Origin of the sequence: Streptosporangium sp. NPDC004379 (genome assembly GCF_042873875.1) — a bacterium.
Lineage (GTDB): Bacteria > Actinomycetota > Actinomycetes > Streptosporangiales > Streptosporangiaceae > Streptosporangium.
The window spans coordinates 76,022-92,944 of sequence record NZ_JBIAMC010000010.1 but is presented as its reverse complement, the minus strand read 5'-3'; the positions used below and the strand labels follow the sequence as shown (position 1 = coordinate 92,944).

The following is a 16,923-nucleotide window of genomic DNA, read 5'->3' as shown; positions in this document are numbered from 1 at the left end:
GGGGTCAGCCGGCGGCGTCCAGCAGCTCGTCGGCGGCGGTGTAGGGGTCGAGACCGCCCGACACGACGCGCCCGGCGAGCGCGTCGAGCCGCCGGTCGCCGTGCAGGTGGGCGAAGCGGGCGCGGAGCGTCGCGACCGCGATGGCCTCGATCTCGTCGCGGGCCCTGACGTGGCGCCTGCGGTCGAGCTCGCCCGACTCCTCCAGGTACGCCAGGTGCTCGTCGAGGGCGGCGACGACGTCCTCGGCGCCCTCTCCCCGGGAGGCCACGGTCGTCACGATCGGCGGTCGCCAGGGCCCCTCGATCTGGGAGGTCATGGTGCGCAGCTCGCGCACGACCGCCTGGGCGCCGTCGCGGTCGGCCTTGTTCACCACGAACACGTCGGCGACCTCCAGGATGCCCGCCTTGGCGGCCTGGATGCCGTCGCCCATGCCCGGCGCGAGCAGCACGACGGTCGTGTCGGCCAGCGAGGCGATGTCCACCTCGGCCTGTCCGACCCCGACGGTCTCGACGAGGACGACCTCGCACCCGGCGGCGTCCAGGACCCGCAGCGCCTGCGGCGTCGCCCACGACAGGCCGCCCAGGTGGCCCCGGCTGGCCATCGACCGGATGAAGACCTCCGGGTCGGTGGCGTGGTCCTGCATGCGCACCCGGTCGCCGAGCAGCGCCCCGCCGGTGAACGGCGAGGACGGGTCCACGGCGAGGACCCCGACCCGCCTGCCGAGCTTGCGGAACGCCTGGACCAGCATCGCGGTCGAGGTGGACTTGCCCACGCCCGGGGAGCCGGTCAGCCCGATGACGCGGGCCCGGGGCGGCCGGGCCGCGCAGAGCTCGGCGGTGACCTCCCGGAGCAGCGGCGAGCCGTTCTCCACGAGGGAGATCAGCCGTGCGACCGCCCGGGGACGGCCCTGCCGCGCCTGCGCGACCAGTTCGGAGACCTCCGCGGGCAGCGGGTCGCGCCGCGCCGCGGGGCTGGACGTCTCCACGTCAGGCCGACGGGACACGGATGATCAGGGCGTCGCCCTGGCCGCCGCCGCCGCACAGGCCGGCCGCGCCGGTCCCGCCGCCCCGGCGCTTCAGCTCGTGGGCGAGGGTCAGGACGATGCGGGCGCCGGACGCGCCGATCGGATGGCCGATGGCGATGCCGCCGCCGTTGACGTTGACCTTCTCCAGCGGGACGTCGAGCTCCTTGACCGACTGGAGGACGACCTGGGCGAACGCCTCATTGATCTCCAGCAGGTCGAGGTCGCCGGCGGTGATGCCCTCCTTGGCGAGGGCGTGCTTGATGGCGTTGGCCGGCTGCGACTGCAGCGAGTTGTCCGGACCCGCGACGTTGCCGTGCGCGCCGATCTCGGCGAGCCAGTCGAGGCCCAGCTCCTCGGCCCTGGCCTTCGACATCACGACGACCGCGCAGGCGCCGTCGGAGATCTGCGAGGCGGAGCCGGCGGTGATGGTGCCGTCCGGGACGAACGACGGGCGCAGCCGCGACAGGACGTCGACGGTGGTGTCGCCGCGCACGCCCTCGTCGGCGGAGAACAGGACGGGGTCGCCCTTGCGCTGCGGGACCGGCACCGGGACGATCTCGTCGTCGAGCGCGCCGTTCTTGATCGCGGCGGCGGCGAGCTGGTGGGAGCGGGCGGAGTAGGCGTCCTGCTCCTCGCGGGTCAGGCCCAGGCGGACGTTGTGCCGCTCGGTGGACTCGCCCATCGCGATCTGGTCGTAGGCGTCGGTCAGGCCGTCGTAGGCCATAGAGTCGACGACGGTGGCGTCGCCGTACTTGACGCCCCGGCGCAGGCCGCGCATCAGGTGCGGGGCGTTCGACATCGACTCCATGCCGCCGGCGACCACGATGTCGAACTCGCCGGCCCTGATGAGCTGGTCGGCCAGGGCGATGGCGTCCAGGCCGGACAGGCAGACCTTGTTGATGGTCAGCGACGGCACGGTCATCGGGATCCCGGCCAGGACGGCCGCCTGGCGGGAGGGGATCTGCCCCGCCCCGGCCTGCAGGACCTGACCCATGATCACGTACTGCACGGTCTCGGGGGCGACGCCGGCGCGCTCCAGCGCGGCCTTGATGGCTATGCCGCCGAGCTCGGCGGCGGTGAGGCCGGACAGCGAGCCGAGCAGCCGTCCGATGGGGGTGCGAGCTCCGGCGACGATGACGGAACCAGACATGAGCAGGGGCCTCCTGGCGAGTCTTCGAACGACTTTGCCACCATACCCATGAGTACCGAACCGATCGCCATGGAGGCCGTCCATATGTTCATGCGCATCGACCATGTGGGGATCGCCTGCCACGACCTGGAGGAGAAGATCGCGTTCTTCGAGCGCACCTTCGACCTCAGGGTGGTCGCTCGCGAGACCAACGAGGAGCAGGGCGTCAAGGAGGCGCTGCTGCACGTCGCCGACGGCGAGGGCGGCGGCTCCTACATCCAGCTCCTGGAGCCCCTCGGCCCCGACACCCCGGTCGGGAAGTTCCTCGCCAGGCGCGGGGAGGGGGTGCACCACGTGGCGTTCGGGGTGCCGGACGTGGCGGAGGCGATGCGGGAGATCGGCGGCAGGGGCGTCCGGGTGCTGGACGCCGAGCCCCGGCACGGCACGCTGGGGTCGTCGATCGCCTTCCTCCACCCCAAGGACATGGGCGGGGTGCTGACCGAGCTGGTTCAGGCCCCCGGCACCGGCGACGCGTCGTCCCACGGACGCTGACGGCCCGGCCGCCGGACGCCGACGGCCCCGCCGGACGCCGACGGCCCCGCCGGACGTTGACGGCCCCGCCGGACGTTGCCACCCCGGGCACGGCCGGTGTGACGGCCGGGCACGGACGCCCGTGTCCGGCGGACGCGGGCGGCGTGACACCCGGGAGCGATCGGGGTGACGGCCGGACACGGTCAACGCGGCGGCCGGAAGCGGTCAACGTGTCCGGTCAACGCGCCCGCCGGTCGCCGCCGGCGCGCCCGGCCAAGTGGCGGCCGGATGCGGTCAACGCGGCGGCCGGGTGTCGCGTCACATGCAGGAAAGGTTCATACGTAACAAGTCACGCAGAAAGTCAGAGGGGACCGCCAACGCGGCAACTCCAGAGTACGCTGGCCTATCACCGGACGTGGGTCCCGCCACGGATCCCAGCTCGGGTGTCCGAATCCTTCGTCCGCCCCGTGTAGCCGTCTCGACAACCCAGGATCGAGCCTCCATGCAGTCCGACATCGACGCCCAGCTCAACAATTTCTTTGAAGACTCCCCCGCTCGGGAATTCGACGTGGTGCTCCGTGGCTATGACCGGCACCAGGTCCATGATCATCTCAAGCAGGTCGACGCCGAGCTGCGTCAGGCGAAGGAACAGGCGCAGAGCCTGCAGCGCGACCTGGCCGACTCCCAGCGCCAGCTGCAGGAGCAGGAGCGCCCCACCTACTCCGGCCTGGGCGCGCGGATCGAGCAGCTGCTCCGGCTCGCCGAGGAGCAGGCCACCGAGCTGGTCCAGGCCGCCCGGTCCGAGGCCAACGAGATCCGGGCCGCCGCCAAGGTCGATGCCGCCGACGCGCGCGCCGCCGCGGAGAACGAGGCGGCCGAGAAGCGGGCCCTGGCCACCCGCGAGGCCGACGAGATGCGCACCACCGCCGAGCGCGAGGCCGAGGAGATCCGCTCGACCGCCCGCCGCGAGGCCAACGAGCTGACCTCCACCACCGAGCGCGAGGTGGCCAAGCTGCGCGCCACCGCCGACCACGAGGTGGCCGAGAAGCGCGCCGACGCCGAGCGCGAGATCGACAAGCTGCGCACCACCACCGAGCGCGAGGTCGCCCAGCTGCGGGCCTCGACCAAGCGCGAGCGTGACGAGATCCTCACCACCGCCAAGCGCCAGGCCGACGAGATGCGCGCCCAGGCCCAGCGGGTCCTGGAGGAGTCGGAGGCCAAGCGGGCCCAGGACGAGGCCGAGTTCGAGATCCAGCTCGCCGCCCGGCGCGAGGAGGCCGAGCGCGTGGAGGCCGAGCGCCACGCCACCGCGCAGGCCCACACCCAGCAGATGGTCTCCAAGGCCGAGGAGCGCGCCGCCACCGCCGAGCAGCGGGCCACCAAGGCCACGCAGCAGGCCGAGCAGGCCCGCCGCGACGCCGACACCCACGCCAAGCAGCTGCTCGCCAACGCGCGCAAGAACGCCGACCAGCTCGTGGCCGAGGCGAAGACGAACGCCGAGACGATCGTCTCCGAGGCCAAGATCGAGGCCGAGCGGGGTCTCTCGGTCGCCCAGCGCCAGGTCGACGAGCTGACCCGGCAGCGCGACAGCATCACCAGCCACCTCGCGCAGCTCCGCCAGCTGCTCGGTGGCGCGCCGCTTCCGGCCGCCGACCCGGAGCCGGCGATCGCCCCGGCCCCGGTCAAGCCGGCCATCTCCGCTCCGGCCGAGACCCCGGCTCCGGCCTCGGCCTCGGCGCCGGCCCCGGCTCCCGCGCCCAAGGCCGAGACCAAGGACGACGACGCCGAGTGGTGGCAGGAGTAGGGGGCCGCTGATCGGGAGGCGTCGAGACGGCTGACCTGAGGAGCCCGGCGATCCGTGTGGATCGCCGGGCTCCTCTTCGTCTTCCGGGGTCCTCGTGGCGCCGTCCCCGAGCCCGCGCCCCGGATCCTCGCGTTCCGCCCGAACCCTGCCGCGGGGTCCTCACGGCGTCCCGGAACCCCCGCCCCGGGTCCTCGCGGTCCGCCCGGTCCCTGGGCCCGCGCGTCCTGGGTCCCGCGTCCCCGGGCCGGTTCGCACTCAGCCGCCGAGCGGCGCCCGCCCGGCCAGCTCGGCGACGAAGCCCGCCAGCGCGCGGTTGAACGCCTCCGGCTGCTCGACCGCGCTCAGGTGGCCGGCCTTCTCGATCACGGTCAGCCGCCCGTCGGGCACCGCCCCGGCCATCGCCTCGGCGTCGGCCCGCGGGGTGAGGCCGTCCTCCTCCCCCACCAGCACCAGCGCGGGCACCTTGAGCGCGCGCAGGGTGTCGAAGGAGTCCGGGCGGGCCGCCATGGCCCGCTGGGCCCAGGCCACCGCCCGCGGCGGGGCCGACTGGACCAGCCCGCGCACCCTGCCGTACACCATCGCCCGGCGCTCGGCGGTGGTCCGTCCGACCAGCGGCGGGAGGACCTCCTCCAGCAGTACGGCCGGGCCGTCCTCGACCACGGCGGCGGCGATGCGCTCACGGTTGACCCTGGCCTGGTCGGGGTCGGCGCTCGCCTTGGTGTCGGCGAGGACGAGCCCCAGCAGCCGGTCGGGGTGGCGGCGGCACAGGGCCATCGTCACGTAGCCGCCCATGGACAGCCCTCCGATGACGGCCCGGTCGACGCCTTCGCGGTCGAGCGTCCGCGCGACGTCGTCGGCCATCACGTCGAGGGACGGCTCCTCGTCCCCGAGCACCGAGCCGCCGAAGCCGCGCAGGTCGGGGGTGATGACCTTGCAGACCGCGGACAGGCCCTCGCGCTGGGCCAGCCACATGGCAGAGGACAGGGGGAACGCATGCAGCAGGACGACCGGAAGTCCTTCGCCCGCCGACCGGGTGTACAGATGCACAGATCCACGGTAGTCGCGCGTCCCGGTTCTGACATCCCTTGACGCGCGAAGCGGCATGGCCGGACCGGAGACGCCGGCCCGCGCCCCGGTCTTCCGGCCCCTCGATCTCCCGGCCGTCCGGCGGCCTCGCTGGATCGCGCCGGCCCGCGCTACGGTTCGGGGACCTCGGTGGGCAGGGGGTGCGCGGCCGGGTTGACCCGCCGGACGATCTCGTCGAGGACGATCCGCACGTACGGCTCGCCGACCCACAGGTGTTTGGCGCCGTCCACCCCGACCACCTCGGCCTGGGGCACCCGGGCGAAGCGCTCGCGGGCCTCGGCCGGTCGCAGGTAGTCGTCGAACTCGGGGACCAGCGCGGTCAGCGGCCGGCCGAACTCCGCCCAGCCGTCGAGGTCGGCGTCGGTGGCCCGGTGCAGCGGCGGGGAGAGCAGGATCGCCCCCTCCACCAGCGGGTCGCGACCCCACTTCAGCGCCAGTTCGGTGCCGAAGGACCAGCCCACCAGCCAGGCCCGGGGCAGGTCGTGGAACTCGGCGTACTCCAGCGCGGCGGCGACGTCGAGACGCTCGTCCTCGCCGCCGCCGAAGGCCCCCTGGGAGGTGCCGCGGTCGGAGGTGGTGCCGCGCGTGTTGAACCGCAGCACGGCGAGGTCCGCCAGCGCGGGCAGCCGGTTGGCCGCCTTCTTGTAGATGTGGCTGTCCATCATGCCGCCGTGCGTGGGCAGCGGGTGCAGGCAGACCAGCGTGGCGGCCGGGGGCCGGTCCGCGGGCAGGGCCAGCTCGCCGACGAGCGTCAGCCCGTCGGCGGTGACCAGCTCGATCGGCTCCCTGCGCGCGGGCAGCACCGTGGAGGCCCGGATCTCCATGTGTTCCTCACTTCGTGACGTCGTGTCGTGGCCGGAGCAGCGGGGCACGGGACCGTACGGCCTCCGTCGGCCGCCGTCGGCCGCCCTGGGTGCGGGGACCGTACGGCCGCCTTTCAGTATCCGGTCAGTATCTGGTCCGGCCCGGCCCCCGTCTGGTCCGGTGGCGCCAGCACGCGGTGTGCCAGTGCCGGCGCTCCTCCTCCCCGCCGGTCCAGGCGGGCCAGCTCACCAGGTGCGGCACGCCGGACCTGATCTCCTGGTCGCAGCCGGGGCAGCGGTAGGTCTTGTCCGCCCCGGCGCCGGTGACCCGCCGTACGTGCCAGTCGCCGTCCGGCCACTCCTCGACCTGGTCGACACCGGCGACGAACATCCCCACGGGGCGGGAGGACGGCGGGCGGCCGGAGCCTCCGCGCCCGCCGCGGCCGTCGCGGGCGAAGGGATCCTTGCGGCGGGATCGGCGGGGGCTCATGGCAGGTCGCGGACGCTCCGCGCCGCGGCCGTGGCGGGGCGGCCGGGCGGCGGCACGGGGGCGGAGACCACGGGAACCGCGGAGACCGGGGAAACCACGGAGGTCACGGCGCCCGCGGCGCCCGTCGAGCCGGGGGCGGCCGCTCCGGTCCGGTCGAAGCTGCGCGTCATGCCGACCAGTCTCCCAGAGGTCCCCCGCTCTCCTCAAAACCACCCCAAATCCAGCTCAACGCCGGTGCGGGTCGCCGGATCCGCCGGCGTGGCCACCGGCACCGGCGTTCCGGCGGTAAGGTTGGCCCCCATGCGGCTGGTCATCGCGCGATGCAGCGTGGATTACGTGGGGAAGCTCACCGCTCATCTTCCGATGGCGCCGAGGCTCATCCTCATCAAGGCGGACGGCAGCGTGTCCGTGCACGCCGACGACAGGGCGTTCAAACCGCTCAACTGGATGAACCCGCCGTGCCGGCTCCGCGAGGAGGAGGGCACCTGGACGGTGACCCACGGCAAGAGCGGCGAGAAGCTCGTCCTCACCATGGAGGAGATCCTCCACGACTCCACCCACGAGTTGGGCGTCGATCCCGGCCTGATCAAGGACGGTGTCGAGGCCCACCTGCAGGAGCTGCTGGCCGAGCACATCACCACGCTCGGCGCGGGCTGGACGCTGGTCCGCCGCGAGTACATGACGGCGATCGGGCCGGTGGACATCCTGTGCCGCGACCACGAGGGCTCGACCGTGGCCGTGGAGCTCAAGCGCCGCGCGGGCATCGACGCGGTGGAGCAGCTGACGCGCTACCTGGAGCTGATGAACCGCGACCCGCTGCTCGCCCCCGTCTCCGGCATCCTGGCGGCCCAGGCCATCGCGCCGCAGGCCAGGACGCTCGCCGAGGACCGCGGCATCCGCTGCGTCACCCTCGACTACGACGCGCTGCGGGGCATCGAGCGCACCGACACGCTCTTCTGAAGCCCTCCCCGATCCTCCGGACGCCCTCCGGGCCGTCTTTTCCGGAAAGCCACATGGCCGTCCGAAATGAGAAATGTTCTCGTGTTTCCGCTCCGGCCTCCCCGAGCGCTTGACCGACCGGTCAGAATCCTGACCTTCTTACATGAAGACCGGAATACATGACGTTTTGACTCTTCCAGAAAAACGGATCTTGCACCCATAATGGTGGATTCTGGGGCCATGACTTTGGGGTGGAAGTGATAAAGCGATGCATTGTCAAGCTCACGACGGCACCGGGAGCTTGACATGAATGGACGGCCCTATCGGGGAATGTCATCCGAGGAGCGACTGGCGGACCGCCGCGAGCGCCTGATGACCGCGGCGTACACGCTCTACTGCGATCTCGGATTCCCGGAGACGACGATCGAGCAGCTGTGCGCCGCCGCCCGCATTTCGAACCGCGCCTTCTACGAGTGCTTCTCCGGGCGCGACGAGCTGATGGAGGCCGTGCACGACCGGTGCGTGCAGGAGTCACTGGCGTCCGTGGCGAAGGCCGTCGCGCAGGCCCCCGACTCACTGCTCGAAAGGATCAGGGCCGGCATCGGCGGATACATCGGCTTCGTCACCGAGGACAGGCGGCGGGCCCGCCTCATGCACCTGGAGGTACGGCGAGCCGCCGGCTGCCTCGCCAAAGCGCGTGAGCAGGCCCTGGCGGGCTTCCGCGAGGCAGTCGAGATCATCAGTCCCGATGACCCCGCCCTGGCGGGCCCGGCCGGACTGGACCGGCGACTGCTGGCCATCGGGGTCATCGGGGCCATCCATGAGCTGCTCACCGAATGGGTGCTGGCCGACGACCCGCCCGAGGTGGACCACATGATCGACACCGCCGTGCACGTCTTCCACCGGGCCTTGGTGGTGTGAGGGGACTCACCGCCCGGTGGCCCGATGGCCCGCCGGCGCCCGGGACCGTTTCCAGGGACCGGAATCAGACGCCCGGGGCCGTTTCCGGAGACCCGAGACCCGAGACCGGGGTCAGGCGACCGCGTCCACCGGGAGTTCGACGGTGAGCACCCGGTTGAGCCGGGTCACCGCCAGCACGCGCATGACCCTGGGCGGCACGCCGCGCAGGATGAGCCGGCGTCCGGCGGCCGCCGCGCGCCGGTGCGTGCCGACCAGCACTCCCAGGCCGGTGGCGTCGATCATCTCCAGCCCGGAGAGGTCGGCGATCAGGTCACCGTGCCCCGTGTCGACGGCCTCGTGCAGCCGCGGGCGCACCTCGGCGACGGTGCCCACGTCGAGACGGTTCCCGACGTCGACCACCTGTGCTTCGGGGTTTTCAGCGACGCGCATGCCTCCTCCTCGTGTCCGGCCGCCGGGGATGCGGCCGGACGAGAACCACGGCGCGTGACCTGTAGGGGCGGTCACACGGAGCGGCTCGATGACTACGTGATGTGAAAGGCGATGGTCTGACCCCCTGCGATCCTTCCGCCTACCGAAAAGGCCTGCCCCGGCGGAGGGAAAAAATTCTGCCGGAGCCGGCCTTTTTCTCCGGAGGATCGGACGGGCCCGATCCCGTCGTCCCTCCCGGGGCTCCCGGACGGCCGTGGTCCCGCCGCCCGTCGCCGGGTCCGGCGACGGGCGGCGGCCTCTCCGGAGAGACGGCGGACACGGCCTTTCGGTGACGCCGTCGCCCGCTACGGCCGCGGCGGCAGCACCGGGCGGCGGCGGGAGGGCCGGGTCGCCGGGTCGGGCGGGGTCACCGCCGGGCGCTCCCGCAGCGCGGCCAGTGCCAGCCGTACGGCCTCCTCCAGCTGGGTGTCGCGTCCGGCGGCCCAGTCGTCGGGGGTGATGTCCCTCTCGACGTCCGGCTCGACGCCGTGGTTCTCCACCCCCCAGCCGAGGTCCTCGAACCAGAAGGAGTACTTCGGCACGGTGATGCGCGTCCCGTCGGCCAGGCGGTGGGCGTCCTCGATGCCGATCACCCCGCCCCAGGTGCGGGTGCCCACCACCGGCCCGAGCCGGTGGAACTTGAAGGCCGCGGTGACGATGTCGCCGTCGGACCCGGCGTCGCGGTCGGCGATGGCGACCAGCGGACCGCGCGGCGCGTCCTGGGGGTAGGTCTGGGGCGTCATGCCGCGGGGGTTCCCCCAGGCGATGACGCGGCGGATCAGCTTCTCGATGACCAGCTCGGAGGTGTGACCGCCCCGGTTGTTACGGACGTCCACGACCAGCGCCTCGCGGGCCATCTCCCGGTGCAGGTCGCGGTGGAACTGCGCCCAGCCCTCGGCGACCATGTCCGGGATGTGCAGGTAGCCGACCCGGCCCTCCCCCAGCTCGCGGACCCGCGCCCGCCGCCCGTTCACCCAGTCCTGGTAGCGCAGGCGCCGGTCGTCGCCGAGCGGGGTGACGACCGCCTTGCGCCCGCCGTCCAGGGTCAGTTCGACCGGCTTGTCGGCCGCGCCGACCAGCAGCGGCGCCGGCCCGTCCGGCGGCACCGGGCGGCCGTCCACCGCCAGCAGCCTCTCCCCCGGGCGGACGGCCGCGCCGGGCGCGGCCAGCGGCGAGCGGGCGTGCACGTCCGACGACTCGCCCGGCAGCACCCGGTCCACCCGCCAGCGTCCGTCGGCGTCCCGGGACAGGTCGGCCCCCAGCAGGCCGACCCGGTCACAGGTCGGCTGCCCCCACGGGGCCGCCATGACGTAGGCGTGCGAGGTCCCGAGCTCGCCGGCGACCTCCCAGAGCAGGTCGGCGAAGTCGTCGGCGGTGGCGACGCGCTCCACCAGCGGCCGGTACTCCTCCAGCACGGCGTCCCACTCGACGTCCGCCATGTCCTCGACCCAGAAGTCGGCCCGCATCCGGCGGCCGAACTGGTCGTAGGCGAGCCGCCAGTGGGTGCGGGGATCGGCGGTGACCCGGATCCGCGACAGGTCCACGGTCACGTCGTCGTCGTTCTTGCCGCCGACCTTGTGGACGGTGAGCTCGCCGTCGCAGGAGACGACGAGGTGGGTGCCGTCGCCGCTCACCCAGTAGTCGTCGAGCTCGTCGACGATCTCCTCGCACCTGCGCTTGACCAGGTCGTAGCGGTCCAGCGCGGGCTTGGGCGCGTCGGCCCCCACCTTCTCGCGGTCCTCGCCCAGTTCCCCGGCCAGCGTCTCGCGCAGCCAGACGAACCCGTCCTTGACCGCGCTGAGCTTCGAGTAGCGGCCCTCGGGGACCGGCACCTGCACGACCCGCCCGGCGATGCCCTCCAGGTCGACGGTGAGCGCGGGGGCGGCGGAGACGTCCTCGCCCTTGTCGTCGCCGTCGCCGTCGTCGTCCGGGGACCCGACGGGGCGCCCTTCGGCGCTGGGCGCGAACGGCGACGGGGTGGCCGCCGACAGCGGCACCAGGTAGGGGCGGTGGCCGAACGGGAAGGACATGTCGAAGGAGTGCGCGTCGTAGACCGGGTCGAAGCCGCGGCGCGACAGGAACGCCAGGTGGCCGCCGGTGAAGGCCGGCGAGGTGTCCACGAACCGGCCGTCGGTGACGTCGGTGACCACCCGGTCCGCCAGCCGGGCCAGGCGGATCCTGCGCAGCGGATCGGCCTCGGGGTGCGACCAGGCCAGCCAGGCGGAGTCGGGCGAGAAGGCCAGCCCGTCGACCTGCCCTTCGGCCCGGGTCAGCTCGACGACCTCGCCGGAGGTGACGTCCACCAGCAGGAGCCGCCCGTCCCTGGCCGCCGCCGCGATCGTGTTCCCGTCGGGCGCGACGGCCAGGTCACCGACCTCGCCCAGCAGCCCCTCGGCGATCCTGCGGGTCTCCCCGCCGCCGGCCGGCCCGATCTCCAGGCCCTGCCGGTGCCCGTCGTCGACGACCCACACCACCCGGTCCGTACCCAGGAGGCGCGGGGTCCCGGCGGCCAGGCCGGAGCTGAGCTGCCGCGCCGGGCCGTCCCGGTGGGTGATCCAGTGCACGGTCCCCTGCACCTCGACGGCGCTGGCCCGGCCGGTCTCGTCCACCGCCAGGTCGTGCAGCCGCCGTTCGGCGTCCACCCGGTACGGCTGCGGCCCCCGCGCCGGGGAGCCGAGCCTGACGTCGAGTTTCCGGGTCTCGGCGTCCAGCCCGTCCAGCAGGTGGAGGTCGCCGGCGTTCTGGTAGACGATCCGGGTGCCGTCGGTGGTGGCGTGCCGGGCGTAGAAGACGTCGTGGTCGGTGTGCCGGCGCAGGCCGGTGCCGTCCAGGGCGCAGGAGTAGAGGTTGCCGATCCCCTCGTGGTCGGACAGGAACACCAGGCGCCCGCCGACGAGCATCGGGTCGGCGAAGTGGCCGTCGAGGTCGGCCAGCAGCCGGGTGAACGACTCCTCGCCCGCCCGCCGTACCCACAGCCGGCCGGCGGTGCCGCCCCGGTAGCGCTTCCACGTGCCCGGGTCGCGGCCCAGGGCGCCGGTCAGCAGCGCCACCGCGCCGGCCGCCTCCCCCGCCTCCTCGCCCTCCCCGGCGATCGACAGGTCGGTGACCGGCCCGTACGGCAGCCGCTCGGGCAGGCCGTCACCGATGGTGTAGGCCCAGCTCCAGGCGGCGAACGGCTCCCCGGTCGCGCTGACCGCGAGGACCCGCCCGTCGGGCGTCCAGCCGCGGGTGCGGGTCCGCATGTCCCCCCAGTAGGTCAGCCTCTCGGCCGAGCCGGACTCCAGGTCCGCGAGGTACACCTCGGGGTCGCCGTCGCGGAAGCTCGTCCAGGCCACCTTCGTGGCGTCCGGGGAGAGGCGGGGATGCGCCGCGGGGGCCCGGTCGGAGGTCAGGCGCCAGGCGCGCCCGCCGTCCACGGGAGCGGCCCAGACGTCGTCGTCGGCGACGAACGTCAGCGTGTCACGGGAGAGATGGGGAAATCGGAGGTAGAAACCAGAGCCCATTTATCCAGCATATTGTCCGCTATGAAGAGGATCGTAAGGGTTTTACGGTCGCTACGCTGAACCCCATGACGCGAGCTGACAGGGACGAGCCGGTGGTGCTCTCCAAGATCTACACCCGGACCGGCGACGACGGCACGACCGCGCTCGGGGACATGAGCCGCACCCACAAGACCGACCCCCGGCTGGCCGCCTACGCCGACGTCGAGGAGGCCAACGCGGCGATCGGCGTGGCCCTGGCGACCGGCGCCCTCGACGAGGACGTCGCGGCGGTCCTCGGCCGGATCCAGAACGAGCTGTTCGACGTCGGCGCCGACCTGTGCACCCCGGTCACCGAGAACCCCGAGTTCCCGCCGCTGCGCGTCGAGCCCTCCTACGTCGAGTGGCTGGAGGAGCGCTGCGACGAGTTCAACGAGCGTCTCAAGCCGCTGCGCAGCTTCATCCTGCCCGGCGGCGCCCCCGCCGTCGCACAGCTCCACGTGGCCCGCACGATCGTACGGCGGGCCGAGCGGACCGTCTGGGCGGCCCTCTCCGCCCACGACGACGTCAACCCGCTGACCGCCAGATACCTCAACCGGCTGAGCGACCTGATGTTCATCCTGTGCCGGGTCGCCGCCCACGGCGACGAGATCCTCTGGAGGCCCGGCGGCACCCGCTGACGCCCCGGCGGCGCGGGCCGGGAACCCGCCGGCCCCCGGCGGCGGCACGGGCTCGGCTCGGCTCGGCTCGGCTCGGCTCGGCTCGGCTCGGCTCGGCTCGGCGGGTGATGGTACGGCGGGCGGAGGCCGGGCGCCGGGTCCCGTTCGCGGCCGTCAGACGAGCAGCGCGGTCAGGCGCGAGATGATCATGTCGATGAGCCGGCCGGTGACCTGTTTGACGACCGGGACCTGGGCGAGCGACGCCCCCATGGTCGGCCCCGCCGCCGCGAACAGCGCCGAGAGCCCCGCCGCGAGCAGGGCGAGCTGGACGATCACGTGGCTCTTCACCGCGAGCACGATCGCGGCGCTGATGTAGCAGCCCGCGCCGACCGCCAGCGAGCCCGTGCCCGCGTCCCGCACCGTCGCCTGCGGCGCGTCTCCGGCGAGCATGGCGGCCGTGAACGCCTCCACGCCCTCCCCCGCGTTACCGTCCCGCATGCGGTGGAGCGCGCCCGCGAGGAGGTGCTCGACGTCGTCCAGCCCCGACTCGAAGTCCCGCCACAGGTCACCCACCTGCGCGAGGATCACCTCGTCCGACCGGGTCCACTGGAAGCCGAGATCCACGAGCAGGGCCGCCAGAGCCGGGGGAAGCTGGAGTCCCATCCGTCACCCCGCGGTTTCGATCGACGCGATGTGCCTCACCACGGCGTGTTCGCCCTGCCGTACCGGCTCGTCCATTCGGGAGCCGTGGGCGCCGTAGACGCCGCACAGCTCCGTCACCGACCTCACCGACTCCTCCGCCCGGTCCATGACGGAGGTGAAGGACGCCCTGATCAGCTGGCTGATCATGTCGTCGCCCCCGCACATGCCCGCCGTGTTCACCGACGCCCACAGGGCGTCCCACCGGCCGGTCAGCCGTTCGCCGGCCTCCCGGAGGTCCTCCGCCACGGCCCGCAGGCCGGGAGAGCTGACGATCAGCACCGGCCGCGCCGGCCCGTGCCCGCTCACCGCTCCGTCCGGCTCTCGATGCGGCCGACGATCTCGCCGATGGACTGGGCGAACGACTCCATCTGCCGCACCGAGTCGCTCTGCAGTTCCCGCAGCCGCGCGAGCAGCGCCTCGTGGTCCACCTCGCCGCCCGCCCGCGCGACCCGGTCCCGCAGGTCGTCCAGCGCCGCGTTCACCGCGAGCACGATCTGCGCGCACAGCTCCTCGCTCTACCGCGCGGGCCGCTGGTTCGGGGAGTCGTGGAGCTCGACGCTGGACCAGCGGGTGGAGGCCGACGCGTCGGGCGCCTGCTTCGCCGCGGCCGACGGCATGATCCTCGCCTATCCGGCACCGATGCCGGAGGCCCCGGTGCTGCCCGTCGAGGGACCGCCCTGGCCGCTGACGGTGAGCGCCGACGGCGGGACGTATACGGTCACCGTGCCGGAGAACGGCCACGTCTTCCGGTTCACCAGGACGGCGGGCACGCCGCCGGAGGTCTTCCCGCTGGCGGAGATCTCCGACCGCAACGGGCACCGCGTCGAGGTCGACTACGACGACGCCGGAGCGCCGGCGACGGTGCGGCACTCCGGGGACCACCGGATCACGGTGGAGACCTCCGGGGAACGGATCACCGCGCTGCGCCTCCTGCCCCGGACCGGGGAGACGGGCGTGGAGCTGCGGCGGTACCGCTACGACGACGCCGGCCGGCTCGCCGGGGTCGCCGACTCCTCCGGGGCCGCCGTACGCTTCGAGCACGACCCCGAGGGCCGGCTCACCCGCTGGCGCGACAGCAACGGCGGCGACTACCGCTACACCTACGACGAGGCGGGACGCTGCGTGCGCGGCCGGGGCACCGGGGGCTTCCTGAACGCGGACTTCGCCTACGCGGACCGGCTGACCGCCTTCACCGACTCCCTCGGGCACACCACCCGCTTCCACCTGAACGACGCCGGGCAGGTGGTCGCCGAGGTGGACCCGCTCGGGCGGGTCACCCGCTCGGAGTGGGACCGCCGCGACCGCCTCCTGTCCCGCACCGACCCGCTCGGCGGGACCACCCGCTACTCCTACGACCGGGACGGCAACCTGGCCCTCGTCACCCGCCCGGACGGCACCCGGGTCACCGTCGTCCACGACGGGCCGGGGCTGCCCGTCGAGATCACCGGCGCCGACGGGGCCGTCTGGCGGCAGCGGTTCGACCCCCGGGGGAACCGCACGGCGGTCACCGACCCCACCGGGGCCACCACGACCTTCGAGATCGACGGACGCGGCCTCGTGACGGCCCTCGTCGATCCGCTGGGCGGCACATGGCGTACCGCGTACGACGCCGCCGGGCTGCCGGTCACGGCCGTCGACCCGGAGGGCCGGGCGACCCGCTACGGGCGCGACGCGTTCGGCCGGGTCGTCTCGATCACCGACCCCGCGGGAGGCGTCACCCGGCTGACCTGGACCCCCGAGGGCCGGCTGGCCTCAAGGACGCTCCCCGGCGGCGCGACCGAGCGGTGGGCCTACGACGGCGAGGGCAACCCGGTCGAGTACGTCGACGCCGCCGGGCACGCCGTACGGTCGGAGTTCGCCGTCTTCGACATGGAGTCGGCCCGGACCGGGCCGGACGGGGCCCGCCTCGAGTTCGGCCACGACACCGAGCTGCGGCTGGTCTCGGTGACCGACCCGCGGGGCCTGGTCTGGCGCTACGAGCGCGACGCGGCCGGCCGCCTGGTACGGGAGACCGACTTCGCCGGGCACGTGCGCTCCTACTCCTACGACGAGGCCGGACGGCTCGCCGAGCGGACCGACGGGGCGGGACGGGCGACGCGCTACGTCCGCGACCCCCTCGGCAACGTCGTGGAACGGCGGTCCGGCGACCTGGTCTCCAGGTTCGCCTACGACGCCGCCGGGCGCATGGTGCGGGCGGTCAACGCCGACGCCGACCTGCGGTTCGAGCGGGACCCGCTCGGCCGGGTCGTCGCCGAGTGGCGCGACGGCCTCGTCGTCACCTCGGCGTACGACGCCGCGGGCCGCCGCGTACGGCGCGGCACCCCCTCCGGCGCCGAGAGCCTGTGGGACCACGACGCGTCGGGCCAGGCGGCGCGGGTGCGCACCGGCGGGCGGACGGTGTCGTTCGGCCGCGACGCGGCGGGCCGCGAGGTCCTGCGCCACGTCGACTCGGTGATGACACTCGCCCGGACCTGGGACGCGGCCGGCCGCCTCACCTCCCAGACCCTCCGGACGGCGCCGGACGTCCCGCTCCCGGACCCGGCGGGCCCGCACCCCGGCACGTCCCCGGACCCGCTCCCCGACACGTCTCCGGACGCGGTGACCGGCCGCGCCCCGGCGGACCCGGTACGGCACGGCGTCCTCCTGCGGCACAGCGCCTTCACCTACCGGGCGGACGGCCTCCTCGCCGGGGTCGACGACTCCGTCACGGGCCCGCGGCGCCACGACCTGGACGCGGCCGGGCGGATCACCGCCGTACACGGCGCCGGCTGGAGCGAGCGGTACTCCTACGACCCGTCGGGGAACGTCGTGGACGCATCGTGGCCCGAGCGGCGTCCTCACCCCCGACCGGACCCGGTGGCGGTACCTGTACGACGCCCTGGGCCGCC

General features: G+C 73.8%; 16 protein-coding genes and 1 pseudogene. 6 read left to right on the top strand and 11 right to left on the bottom strand.

Features of this window, described 5'->3' with window-relative positions; genetic code table 11:
- Positions 1 to 4 precede the first annotated feature (4 nt).
- Both meaB and ACFYSC_RS22255 read right to left on the bottom strand, forming a co-directional pair.
- Positions 5 to 985 carry a methylmalonyl Co-A mutase-associated GTPase MeaB gene (gene meaB, locus ACFYSC_RS22260; protein ID WP_389964703.1) on the bottom strand — a complete coding sequence of 327 codons (981 nt, stop codon included), beginning with the start codon at positions 983 to 985 and terminating at the stop codon, positions 5 to 7.
- A 1-nt stretch (position 986) separates the two neighbouring features.
- Positions 987 to 2,174: an acetyl-CoA C-acetyltransferase gene (locus ACFYSC_RS22255; protein ID WP_389964700.1), complete on the bottom strand. Its 1,188-nt coding sequence runs from the start codon at positions 2,172 to 2,174 to the stop codon at positions 987 to 989.
- 84 nt (positions 2,175 to 2,258) lie between these two features.
- On the opposite strand from ACFYSC_RS22255, the gene mce reads away from it, so the two are divergent.
- Together mce and ACFYSC_RS22245 are read left to right on the top strand one after the other, a co-directional pair.
- A complete protein-coding gene (gene mce, locus ACFYSC_RS22250; protein WP_389965182.1) occupies positions 2,259 to 2,705 on the top strand; it encodes a methylmalonyl-CoA epimerase in 447 nt (148 codons plus the stop codon).
- Positions 2,706 to 3,186: 481 nt separating this feature from the next.
- Positions 3,187 to 4,488, top strand: a complete 1,302-nt coding sequence (locus ACFYSC_RS22245; RefSeq protein WP_389964697.1) for a DivIVA domain-containing protein — start codon at positions 3,187 to 3,189, stop codon at positions 4,486 to 4,488.
- Positions 4,489 to 4,743: 255 nt separating this feature from the next.
- Here ACFYSC_RS22245 and ACFYSC_RS22240 read toward each other — a convergent pair whose 3' ends face one another.
- From ACFYSC_RS22240 to ACFYSC_RS22225, 4 genes are all read right to left on the bottom strand, one after another.
- Positions 4,744 to 5,535: an alpha/beta fold hydrolase gene (locus ACFYSC_RS22240; RefSeq protein WP_389964694.1), complete on the bottom strand. Its 792-nt coding sequence runs from the start codon at positions 5,533 to 5,535 to the stop codon at positions 4,744 to 4,746.
- A 149-nt stretch (positions 5,536 to 5,684) separates the two neighbouring features.
- Entirely contained in the window at positions 5,685 to 6,398 is a 714-nt protein-coding gene (locus ACFYSC_RS22235) for an alpha/beta hydrolase (RefSeq protein ID WP_362930485.1), read from the bottom strand.
- A 124-nt stretch (positions 6,399 to 6,522) separates the two neighbouring features.
- Positions 6,523 to 6,867, bottom strand: a complete 345-nt coding sequence (locus ACFYSC_RS22230) for an ATP/GTP-binding protein (RefSeq protein WP_389964691.1) — start codon at positions 6,865 to 6,867, stop codon at positions 6,523 to 6,525.
- Positions 6,864 to 7,037, bottom strand: coding sequence for a hypothetical protein (locus ACFYSC_RS22225; RefSeq protein WP_389964688.1), 174 nt, complete (start codon positions 7,035 to 7,037; stop codon positions 6,864 to 6,866). The genes ACFYSC_RS22230 and ACFYSC_RS22225 overlap by 4 nt, the downstream gene beginning before the upstream one ends.
- Before the next feature lie 130 nt (positions 7,038 to 7,167).
- On the opposite strand from ACFYSC_RS22225, the gene nucS reads away from it, so the two are divergent.
- Positions 7,168 to 7,827 (top strand): endonuclease NucS, encoded by a 660-nt coding sequence (gene nucS, locus ACFYSC_RS22220; RefSeq protein ID WP_362930479.1) that lies wholly within the window; start codon positions 7,168 to 7,170, stop codon positions 7,825 to 7,827.
- Between the two features lie 309 nt (positions 7,828 to 8,136).
- Positions 8,137 to 8,727: a TetR/AcrR family transcriptional regulator gene (locus ACFYSC_RS22215; protein ID WP_389964685.1), complete on the top strand. Its 591-nt coding sequence runs from the start codon at positions 8,137 to 8,139 to the stop codon at positions 8,725 to 8,727.
- A gap of 111 nt (positions 8,728 to 8,838) precedes the next feature.
- On the opposite strand, the gene ACFYSC_RS22210 is transcribed toward ACFYSC_RS22215, so the two are convergent.
- Both ACFYSC_RS22210 and ACFYSC_RS22205 read right to left on the bottom strand, forming a co-directional pair.
- On the bottom strand, positions 8,839 to 9,156 hold the full coding sequence (locus ACFYSC_RS22210; protein WP_362930475.1) for an STAS domain-containing protein: 318 nt from the start codon (positions 9,154 to 9,156) through the stop codon (positions 8,839 to 8,841).
- Positions 9,157 to 9,500: 344 nt separating this feature from the next.
- Positions 9,501 to 12,698 (bottom strand): S41 family peptidase, encoded by a 3,198-nt coding sequence (locus ACFYSC_RS22205; protein WP_389964681.1) that lies wholly within the window; start codon positions 12,696 to 12,698, stop codon positions 9,501 to 9,503.
- A 65-nt stretch (positions 12,699 to 12,763) separates the two neighbouring features.
- Between ACFYSC_RS22205 and ACFYSC_RS22200 the strand changes: the two genes are divergently transcribed.
- Positions 12,764 to 13,354: a cob(I)yrinic acid a,c-diamide adenosyltransferase gene (locus tag ACFYSC_RS22200; protein ID WP_389964678.1), complete on the top strand. Its 591-nt coding sequence runs from the start codon at positions 12,764 to 12,766 to the stop codon at positions 13,352 to 13,354.
- A gap of 153 nt (positions 13,355 to 13,507) precedes the next feature.
- Here the strand turns inward: ACFYSC_RS22200 and ACFYSC_RS22195 are convergent, their stop codons facing one another.
- The 3 genes from ACFYSC_RS22195 to ACFYSC_RS22185 are packed head-to-tail and all read right to left on the bottom strand — an operon-like array spanning position 13,508 to position 14,517.
- Positions 13,508 to 13,996 (bottom strand): hypothetical protein, encoded by a 489-nt coding sequence (locus ACFYSC_RS22195; RefSeq protein ID WP_389964675.1) that lies wholly within the window; start codon positions 13,994 to 13,996, stop codon positions 13,508 to 13,510.
- A gap of 3 nt (positions 13,997 to 13,999) precedes the next feature.
- Positions 14,000 to 14,341 carry a hypothetical protein gene (locus ACFYSC_RS22190; protein WP_389964672.1) on the bottom strand — a complete coding sequence of 114 codons (342 nt, stop codon included), beginning with the start codon at positions 14,339 to 14,341 and terminating at the stop codon, positions 14,000 to 14,002.
- Complete coding sequence (locus ACFYSC_RS22185; RefSeq protein ID WP_389965221.1) at positions 14,338 to 14,517, bottom strand: hypothetical protein; 180 nt, start codon at positions 14,515 to 14,517, stop codon at positions 14,338 to 14,340. Before ACFYSC_RS22185 ends, ACFYSC_RS22190 begins: the two co-directional genes overlap by 4 nt.
- Positions 14,518 to 14,527: 10 nt before the next feature.
- Here ACFYSC_RS22185 and ACFYSC_RS22180 point away from each other — a divergent pair.
- Positions 14,528 to 16,849: pseudogene (locus ACFYSC_RS22180) on the top strand (DUF6531 domain-containing protein); the annotation flags it as partial.
- Positions 16,850 to 16,923 lie beyond the last annotated feature (74 nt).

What these genes read in the sequence shown, in the direction of transcription:
- ACFYSC_RS22255 (WP_389964700.1), bottom strand. Translation starts at nt 2,174, where the DNA reads ATGTCTGGTTCCGTCATCGTCGCCGGAGCTCGCACCCCCATCGGACGG.
- mce (WP_389965182.1), top strand. Translation starts at nt 2,259, where the DNA reads ATGTTCATGCGCATCGACCATGTGGGGATCGCCTGCCACGACCTGGAG.
- ACFYSC_RS22245 (WP_389964697.1), top strand. Translation starts at nt 3,187, where the DNA reads ATGCAGTCCGACATCGACGCCCAGCTCAACAATTTCTTTGAAGACTCC.
- ACFYSC_RS22235 (WP_362930485.1), bottom strand. Translation starts at nt 6,398, where the DNA reads ATGGAGATCCGGGCCTCCACGGTGCTGCCCGCGCGCAGGGAGCCGATC.
- ACFYSC_RS22230 (WP_389964691.1), bottom strand. Translation starts at nt 6,867, where the DNA reads ATGAGCCCCCGCCGATCCCGCCGCAAGGATCCCTTCGCCCGCGACGGC.
- ACFYSC_RS22225 (WP_389964688.1), bottom strand. Translation starts at nt 7,037, where the DNA reads ATGACGCGCAGCTTCGACCGGACCGGAGCGGCCGCCCCCGGCTCGACG.
- nucS (WP_362930479.1), top strand. Translation starts at nt 7,168, where the DNA reads ATGCGGCTGGTCATCGCGCGATGCAGCGTGGATTACGTGGGGAAGCTC.
- ACFYSC_RS22215 (WP_389964685.1), top strand. Translation starts at nt 8,137, where the DNA reads ATGTCATCCGAGGAGCGACTGGCGGACCGCCGCGAGCGCCTGATGACC.
- ACFYSC_RS22210 (WP_362930475.1), bottom strand. Translation starts at nt 9,156, where the DNA reads ATGCGCGTCGCTGAAAACCCCGAAGCACAGGTGGTCGACGTCGGGAAC.
- ACFYSC_RS22205 (WP_389964681.1), bottom strand. Translation starts at nt 12,698, where the DNA reads ATGGGCTCTGGTTTCTACCTCCGATTTCCCCATCTCTCCCGTGACACG.
- ACFYSC_RS22200 (WP_389964678.1), top strand. Translation starts at nt 12,764, where the DNA reads ATGACGCGAGCTGACAGGGACGAGCCGGTGGTGCTCTCCAAGATCTAC.
- ACFYSC_RS22195 (WP_389964675.1), bottom strand. Translation starts at nt 13,996, where the DNA reads ATGGGACTCCAGCTTCCCCCGGCTCTGGCGGCCCTGCTCGTGGATCTC.